The following is a 3579-nucleotide window of genomic DNA, read 5'->3' as shown; positions in this document are numbered from 1 at the left end:
GGGTCTCCTCCCGCTGCCCCCGCTCTGGAAAACATAGAAACTGATAGATGGTCAGATATTCGTGTCTATGTTCTTCTGTTTTGCAAGACGATCCCGTCCATTGACGATCTCTTGGAGTGTGTACCTGGAAATCAGATTTATAAAAATGGGCGCCATTGTCCATATTTGATCCTCACCTATTAATTTGTTTATTCTCAACCGCATACGTTGTCGGTTTTCGTTTTTGTTCGTCGTCTCAGACGCCAGTGAACACCATTGCATTTTCTTCCCATACCTTTTTGCGGTCATATTGTCCTGAAAAGGATACGCTTGGGAATGGGGAAAAAGGTAGACCTTTCTCCCATTTCACGGCTGTACGATGCGGGCATAGACCGGCGCGCCATCCCAATCGAACAGGCAATGGCTAAGATCCGACGTCCTGTTCGTTCTCGACCTCGCCAAGCCGTTCGGCGGCGTAAATGGTCGCTGGGAACAGCTCATAGTGACCGTGCGGCATAGGGCTACGCCTCGACTATCAAGCGTGGAACGTGATCGCGACTGTTATATCTGGCCGGATTGCACAGGATACGGGTATCACTCACGCGATAGTTGGAAGCTGCTTAGATATGGCCGTTAGCCCACAGGCCGGAATTACGCTCAAGGATCAGCCGTTCAAGGTCGGTTGCATAGTAGCTGCTCAAGCCGTCTCCCTCCTCCTCTGCGGGCATGGACCAGCCAACGGCTCGGAGTGCGTCCTGACGGTGCCGTTCTCCTCAATGCGCTTCGCTAGGAAGCGAACATGCTCGGCATGGCAGCTGCGTCCGTGACCGCTCAAAGGATATCAGCCTAGATTTGGGACCGGCATCGGGCTGGTTCGCCTTCAGCAGCCGCGGGCAGGACGAGAGCAAGCGCTTGGCGCTGTTAGCAGTCTGTGATCAGATAGCAGTTAGTCGTCTGTTAGCACGGGCTGACAGAGTGTGATCAGCTAGCGCCTCGATAGCAGCTTGTGAACTGTTATTTTAATGTTAACTGTTGACTGACTGTTAGCTGTTCTGCCAGCATGGGTGGAATCGCATCATGCGCACGATCTTCAAGCCTTTGTCCAAGGGGCAACCATGCCAACCATCGTCTTTGCAAGCCCGAAGGGCGGCGCAGGCAAATCCACATCCGCCGTCATCCTCGCCACCGAACTGGCCGGGAAGGGCGCCTCCGTCACGATCATCGACGCTGACCCGAACAAGCCGGTGTCCCGTTGGGCCAAGCGGCCCGGTAAGCCAGCGACCCTTACCGTCATCGCCGACGTGACAGAAGACAGCGTCATCGACCAAATTGAGGAGTCGGCTCGCAAGACCGCCTTCGTGATCGTCGATCTAGAAGGCACTGCGTCCGCCATGGTGGCCTATGCCATGAGCCGGGCCGATCTAGTTATCATCCCCACGCAAGGCAGCCAGCTCGATGCAGCCGAGGCCGTCAAGGCGGTTAAGCTGGTGCGCACGCAGGAGAAGGCGTTTAGGCGCATCATTCCGGCCGCGATCCTGTTCACCCGCACCAGTGCCGCGATCCGGCCGCGCACGCTGCAGGCGATCGAAATCGAGTTCATGGAGGGTGGGGTGAGGGTACTTGGCACTCAGATGCACGAGCGCGATGCCTTCCGCGCCATCTTCGCCTTTGGTGGCTCACTATCGGACCTCGATCCGGCCCAGGTCAGCAACATTCAGGCGGCACGGAACAACGCGCTTGCCTTCACGGGCGAAGTGCTGGCGATCCTGAAGCCGTCCGCAGTCGCTAGCCAAGCGAAGGTGGCGTGATGAACAAACCTCGCGCCAGCATCTACGACGGCGATGCGGACGATATCGACGTGTCGGCGTTCGCTCCCAAAACCGCGTCCGATCCGGCTGCGCCGCCGGCGGAAGAAGTGAGGGCCATCGCCGAGGCGGCGAACTTCCCAAGCCGCGAGGTGAAACGGCCGCCCACGGCGCCCGCGTCCGTTCAGGCTCTGCCAGCGAAGCGCGAACCGCGCCGCCACCGCACGGGCAGGACCGCGCAGTTCAACGCCCGCACAACGCCGGAGACGGTCGAGGCCTTCTACGCAATCGCCGATCAGCAGGGCTGGCTCGTTGGTGAAACGGTCGAACACGCGCTTGCCGCCTTGCAGCGGGAGTTGAAGGAGCAGGGCAGGGGGCCGAAGTCGGTTTCATCCTGAAAACCTTGCGGGCCACGAATATTATGAGGTCTTCGGGGAAGCGGTGGTTCTTATCCTCGACTGTCGCAAGCGCCTGATGCAAAAAGAGGTTTTCATCGCCGTGTCAGTCGGAGGTGGCGCAAATGTGAGGTTTTCGGGGATGGGTATGAAATCGTTTCCCTGAGAGTTTTCATTTTTAGCGGTGATGGCGATGATGTACTATCGCCTATGGCCAAACTGAAAACAGCGCAGCTCCTGACCTTAAGCCTGACGCCCCGCAACCGCGAGGCGATCAAGCCGGCGGAGCTGATCCAGATCACCGGCCATCACCTCCTGACGCTAAACGCTCGCCGCGCCATCACCATTCTTTGGTACAATGCTCACCGCCAGGGCATCCAGGAGGGTGGGGACTATACGGTCGAGATCGACGACCTCAAGCCTGACAGCCACAAGGGCTACGAGATGGTCGAGGAGTCCGTCGAGGCGCTGATGCGCACCATCCTTAACGTAAAGACACCGACCGGGCGGACACGGGTACAGTTCCTCGGTGGCAACGACATGGACGACCCCGAGCGGCCCGCTGGCGTCCTGACCTACAGCTTCGACAAGCGGCTCATCAAGATGCTGGCGAAGTCCACCATTTGGGGCAAAATCGCTTTACCGGTCCTGATGGCCTTCACCTCGAAATACGCCGTCAGCCTGTATGAGAACGTGGCGCAGCTGGTGAATTTAGACCGGAAATCGCACCATGTTTACACACTCGACGAGTTCCGCGACCTCCTGGGCGTCCAGCCCGGGCGCTACCGCACGTTTGGCGAACTGAACAAGCACGTCATCAAGCCGGCTGTGGACGAGATTAATGCGCTCGCCGCCTTCAGCCTTAGCGTGGTGCCGAGCAAGCAGGGCAAGAAGGTCACGGACGTCGCTATCGGGTGGTGGCAGAAGGACCCCGACGCCTTGAAGGAGGCCTTCCAGGAGATGCATCGCACCAAGCTTGGCCGCCGTGCGCGGATCAGCGGCATCACCGAGACGGTGGCGCCGACGCAGCCCTCCATCGGCCGCATGATGCGTCAGGACCGCAAGCGGCTGAAGCCCCCGGAAACCTCATAATTGGAGCGCAGCGGAGCCTATGAAATCCGGCACTTACAGACGCCGACAAGGCTTACCCGGAAACCTCATAGTTAGACTGGGAGCCTGTGGATAAGTTAACGGATATTTACCATATCAGCCCCGGGAACCTCATAATAACTCCCCGGATTTCTCATAGTAAGCCCCGAATCTTTCATAGTAACAGGCATTTTCCCCCGGATTTCTCACAGGAGTCCCCGGAAACCTCATAATTAAAGTTATAAGTCACTGATTTAGCCTGACCATCTATCAGTTTCTATGTTTTCCAGAGCGGGGGCAGCGGGAGGAGA

General features: G+C 58.0%; 3 protein-coding genes. All 3 read left to right on the top strand.

All coding sequences use genetic code 11. The features are described from left to right. Window positions 1-1094 precede the first annotated feature (1094 nt). The 3 genes from G3T14_RS23480 (at window position 1095) to G3T14_RS23470 (ending at window position 3271) form a co-directional block, all read left to right on the top strand. Window positions 1095-1787, top strand: a complete 693-nt coding sequence (locus G3T14_RS23480) for a ParA family protein (RefSeq protein ID WP_163644910.1) — start codon at window positions 1095-1097, stop codon at window positions 1785-1787. Beyond that, window positions 1787-2182, top strand: a complete 396-nt coding sequence (locus G3T14_RS23475) for a stability/partitioning determinant (RefSeq protein ID WP_163644909.1) — start codon at window positions 1787-1789, stop codon at window positions 2180-2182. The genes G3T14_RS23480 and G3T14_RS23475 overlap by 1 nt, the downstream gene beginning before the upstream one ends. A gap of 207 nt (window positions 2183-2389) precedes the next feature. Then, complete coding sequence (locus tag G3T14_RS23470; protein ID WP_163644908.1) at window positions 2390-3271, top strand: replication initiation protein; 882 nt, start codon at window positions 2390-2392, stop codon at window positions 3269-3271. Window positions 3272-3579 lie beyond the last annotated feature (308 nt).

Origin of the sequence: Methylobacterium sp. BTF04 (genome assembly GCF_010692745.1) — a bacterium.
Lineage (GTDB): Bacteria > Pseudomonadota > Alphaproteobacteria > Rhizobiales > Beijerinckiaceae > Methylobacterium.
This window is presented reverse-complemented; position numbering and strand designations above follow the sequence as displayed.

Coding starts and splice junctions, on each gene's coding strand:
- G3T14_RS23480 (WP_163644910.1), top strand. CDS start 1,095: ATGCCAACCATCGTCTTTGCAAGCCCGAAGGGCGGCGCAGGCAAATCC.
- G3T14_RS23475 (WP_163644909.1), top strand. CDS start 1,787: ATGAACAAACCTCGCGCCAGCATCTACGACGGCGATGCGGACGATATC.
- G3T14_RS23470 (WP_163644908.1), top strand. CDS start 2,390: ATGGCCAAACTGAAAACAGCGCAGCTCCTGACCTTAAGCCTGACGCCC.